Source organism: Dietzia maris (assembly GCF_014144855.1).
Lineage (GTDB): Bacteria > Actinomycetota > Actinomycetes > Mycobacteriales > Mycobacteriaceae > Dietzia > Dietzia kunjamensis.
This window is the reverse complement of the sequence record NZ_JAALDN010000047.1, coordinates 1-3,853: the sequence shown is the minus strand read 5'-3', so window position 1 is coordinate 3,853 and position 3,853 is coordinate 1. Positions and strand designations below refer to the sequence as shown.

At 70.6% G+C, this 3,853-nt stretch carries 5 protein-coding genes; 2 read left to right on the top strand and 3 right to left on the bottom strand.

Annotation, left to right across the window (positions count from 1 at the left end; translation table 11 throughout):
- Positions 1 to 44: 44 nt before the first annotated feature.
- Genes G6024_RS01840 through G6024_RS01830 form a run of 3 tightly spaced genes read right to left on the bottom strand, consistent with a single transcriptional unit; the run spans position 45 to position 1,581 of the window.
- On the bottom strand, positions 45 to 926 hold the full coding sequence (locus G6024_RS01840) for an MBL fold metallo-hydrolase (RefSeq protein ID WP_159147761.1): 882 nt from the start codon (positions 924 to 926) through the stop codon (positions 45 to 47).
- A gap of 5 nt (positions 927 to 931) precedes the next feature.
- Positions 932 to 1,411, bottom strand: a complete 480-nt coding sequence (locus tag G6024_RS01835; RefSeq protein WP_096906155.1) for a RidA family protein — start codon at positions 1,409 to 1,411, stop codon at positions 932 to 934.
- A complete protein-coding gene (locus G6024_RS01830; RefSeq protein ID WP_096906156.1) occupies positions 1,411 to 1,581 on the bottom strand; it encodes a DUF4177 domain-containing protein in 171 nt (56 codons plus the stop codon). The genes G6024_RS01835 and G6024_RS01830 overlap by 1 nt, the downstream gene beginning before the upstream one ends.
- A gap of 66 nt (positions 1,582 to 1,647) precedes the next feature.
- Between G6024_RS01830 and bagA the strand changes: the two genes are divergently transcribed.
- Entirely contained in the window at positions 1,648 to 2,703 is a 1,056-nt protein-coding gene (bagA, locus tag G6024_RS01825) for an ATPase BagA (RefSeq protein WP_083249591.1), read from the top strand.
- A 1-nt stretch (position 2,704) separates the two neighbouring features.
- The gene (bagB, locus tag G6024_RS01820; RefSeq protein ID WP_159147758.1) at positions 2,705 to 3,814 is read left to right on the top strand and encodes an ArsA family ATPase; all 1,110 of its coding nucleotides are present in this window, start codon (positions 2,705 to 2,707) and stop codon (positions 3,812 to 3,814) included.
- The last annotated feature ends 39 nt before the right edge of the window (positions 3,815 to 3,853 follow it).

Genomic DNA, 3,853 nt, shown 5'->3' with positions numbered 1-3,853 from the left:
GCGGGTCGGGCGGGGCGGGGCGGGCGGGTCAGGTCGCGGGCGGGTCAGGCGTTGGCCGCGCTACCCGTGCCCTCCGTGCCCCCTGTATCCAGGCGGTCGAGGTAGCGCAGCGCGACCTTGGTGGACTGCTCGGCCACCTTGAGCAGGAACGGCGTCACATCGCGGTAGATGTGCTGCGTGATCGCCTCGGCCGAGGCGTCGCGCCCCAACTCGGCCCGGGCGGCGATGATCTGGTCGAGTCGATCGCGCCGGTGCCGACCGAGTACCTGGGCCGCGCGGCCGGTGTTCTCCACGTCGGGCCCGTGCCCCGGGATACCGATCACCCCGTCGGCCCGCGCCGCGAGGAGATCCATGCTGCCCAGGTAGTCACCGAGATCACCGTCGGTCGAGTCCAGCACCGTCGAATCCCGGCCGAGGATCGTGTCCCCGAGGACCACGCAGTCCGGCGGAGCAGTGAACCCGGTGCCCGCGGCCCGCACCTCGAGACTGATCGAGTCGGCCGTGTGCCCCGGGGTGCCCAGTACGATGATGTCCAGGCCGGCGGCGTGGATCACCTCGTCGTCGTCACCGCCCGTCACCAACGGCGCGGCGTCCCGGCAGAACCGTTCCTCCACGGCCCTGACGGGGGCGGAGGTGAATCCGCGCAGGTGATCGATGCCGTCGGTGTGGTCGCCGTGACGATGGGTGACGACGACGAGCTCGATCTCTCCCACGATGGCCGCGATCCGCTCGGCGTGCGCGAGGTCGTCGGGCCCGGGGTCCACCACCACGCAGGTGTGCGACCCCGGGGCCCGCAGGATGACGGTGTTGGTCCCTTCGAATGTCATCTCGGAGGGGTTGTCGCAGAGGATGACCCCGGACAGCTCCGTGACGGGTCGGAGGGTCTCGTACGCCGGGAAAGTGATCGGGGCCAGGCCTGCGGACATCGCGGCTATCCCTCGACCTCGACCACGAGCTCGACCTCGACGGGTGCGTTCAGCGGCAGCTCGGACACACCGACCGCCGACCGGGCGTGGACGCCGGCGTCGCCGAAGATCTCACCGAGCACGTCGGAGGCGCCGTTGAGGACACCCGGCTGCCCGCTGAAGCCGGGCGCGGAGGCGACGAACCCGACCACCTTGACGACCTTCACCACCGAATCGATGCCGACGAGCCCGTCGACGGCCGCCAGCGCGTTGAGGGCGCAGGTGCGGGCCAGCTCGGCGGCCTGCTCGGCGGTGACCTCGGCCCCCACCTTGCCCGTGGCCGCCAGGGCGCCGTCGACCATGGGCAACTGCCCGGAGGTGTAGACGAACGCGCCGGTACGTACTGCCGGGACGTAGTTGGCGACCGGCGGGACGACCGTCGGCAGCTCCAGACCCAGCTGGTCGAGCTTGCGGGTCCAGTAACCGGCGGTCTCGGTCTCGGGCATCAGAGCTGTCGCTTCATGTAGGCGACGTGCTGCTCACCCGTGGGGCCGGGCAGAACGGAGACCAGCTCCCAGCCGTCGCCTCCCCACTGGTCGAGGATCTGCTTGGTGGCGTGCGTCAGCAGCGGGACCGTCACGTACTCGAACCGGGCTGCTCCAGTGGATTCGCTCATGTGCCCCACTCTAGGTAAGTCACGAGCGCCCCGCGCGCGGTGGTGTGAGCGCTTAGTGTGGAACGCATGCCGTCCACGATGAGTCCAGGTACGCGGTCGACACGATCGACCATCGCCGACGAGCTGTCCACCGGGTGGTCCGACAGCTCCGAACGGGCCGAGTTGCACTACGTCTCGGGGAAGGGCGGCACCGGCAAGACGACCGTCGCCACCTCCCTCGCACTGGCGCTGGCCTCCACCGGTAAGCGGGTCCTGCTGGTGGAGGTGGAGGAACGTCAGGGCATCGCCCGGATCTTCGACCGCGCCCCCCTGCCCTACCGCGAGGAACTCGTGGCCAGGGTCGACGGCGGCGGCAAGGTGTTCGCGCTGGCGATCGACATCGAGGCCGCGATGCTCGACTACCTCGACACCTTCTACCGCCTCGGGGTGGTGGGCAAGGTGATGAAGTCGGTCGGTGCCATCGAGTTCGCGACCACCATCGCGCCCGGACTCAAGGACGTCCTGCTCACCGGCAAGATCTACGAGGTCGTCGCGCGCGAGCACGCCAAGCGTGAAGTCGTCTACGACGCCGTCGTGGTGGACGCCCCGCCCACGGGCCGGATCGGCAAGTTCCTCGACGTCACCACCGCGATGGCCGACCTCGCCGGCGGGGGCGGACCCATCCGTCGCCAGGCGGAGGCCGTGGCCGAGCTGGTCCACTCCACCCGCACGGTCGTGCACCTGGTGACGCTGTTGGAGTCACTGCCGGTGCAGGAGACCATCGAGGCGATCGCCGAACTCAAGAGCCACGGACTGCGGGTCGGCCAGGTGATCATCAACCGCGCCGAGACCCGTCACCTCGGAGACGAGGCACTCCAGCGGATCGCCGAGGAGGACATCGACGCCGAGGCGGTCGCGGACGGCCTCGACAAGACCGGCGTGGAGGTCGACGACGAGGGCCTGCAGGGGCTGCTGGTCCAGGCCATCGAGCACGCCCGCGTGGCCCGCGGCCAACTCCGCGCCGGCGAGACGCTCACCTCCGCCGCCTGCCCCACCCTCGTACTGCCGGCGCTGCCCAACGGGGTGGAGGTCGCGGACCTCTACGACCTCGCCTCCGCCCTCGTCGACCAGGGAGTCCACTGACATGACACGTCGCCTCGACATCACCGCCATGCTCACCGACCCCGCCACCAGGGTGGTGGTGTGCACGGGCGCCGGCGGCGTGGGCAAGACCACCACCGCCGCGGCGGTCGCCCTGCGGGCCGCCGAACTGGGCCGCGACACGGTCGTGTTGACCATCGACCCGGCCCGCCGCCTCGCGCAGGCCCTCGGCATCGACGAGTTGTCCAACGAACCCTCCCCCGTGGACCTCGGGCAGGAGAAGTCCGCCGCCGGCGGGTCACTGCACGCGATGATGCTGGACATGCGCCGTACGTTCGACGAACTGGTGGTGGCCAACACCACGGAGGCCAAGGCCCGGGACATCCTGGACAACCGCTTCTACAAGACGATGGTCACCTCCTTCGCGGGGACGCAGGAGTACATGGCCATGGAGAAGTTGGGGCAACTCCTCGACGACTCCGCGTGGGACCTCGTCGTCGTCGACACTCCCCCGTCGCGTAACGCACTGGACTTCCTCGACGCACCGCGCCGCCTCGGCGCGTTCCTCGACAGTCGGCTCATGCGGTTGCTCTCCACGCCCGGCCGCGGGGTCGGACGCCTGGTGACCGGCGCGATGAGCACCGCGATGCGCGGGGTCTCCACGGTGGTGGGGTCCTCGATGCTCAAGGACGCCTCCGAGATGGTGGTGGCGCTGGACTCCACGTTCGGCGGGTTCACCACCCGCGCGTCCCGGACCCAGGCGATCCTGCGCCGCAAGGGCACGGAGTTCCTGGTGGTCTCCTCCGCGGAGCGGCCCGCCCTGCGCGAGGCCGCGTTCTTCGCCGAGCGCCTGTCCGAGGAGAAGATGCCGCTGGCGGGGGTCGTGGTCAACCGCACCCATCCGCGACTGACCGACCTGAGCGCCGAACAGGCCTGCGCGGCCGCCGACCGCCTGGCCGGGGAGAACCCGGAGGCCGAGGCGGTGCTGCGCATCCACGCCGACCGGGCGGGCACCGCCAAGCAGGAGGTCCGACTGCTCGAGTCGTTCACCGACACCCACCCGGACGTGCGGATCGTCGGCGTGCCCTCACTGCCGTTCGAGATCTCCAACCTGGAGGCACTGCGGTCGGTGGGCGACCAACTCTGCGGCTGACGGATACGAGCGCGGCCCGCGGCGGGTGCCGCGGGCCGC

Coding starts and splice junctions, on each gene's coding strand:
- G6024_RS01840 (WP_159147761.1), bottom strand. CDS start 926: ATGTCCGCAGGCCTGGCCCCGATCACTTTCCCGGCGTACGAGACCCTC.
- G6024_RS01830 (WP_096906156.1), bottom strand. CDS start 1,581: ATGAGCGAATCCACTGGAGCAGCCCGGTTCGAGTACGTGACGGTCCCG.
- bagB (WP_159147758.1), top strand. CDS start 2,705: ATGACACGTCGCCTCGACATCACCGCCATGCTCACCGACCCCGCCACC.
- bagA (WP_083249591.1), top strand. CDS start 1,648: ATGCCGTCCACGATGAGTCCAGGTACGCGGTCGACACGATCGACCATC.
- G6024_RS01835 (WP_096906155.1), bottom strand. CDS start 1,411: ATGCCCGAGACCGAGACCGCCGGTTACTGGACCCGCAAGCTCGACCAG.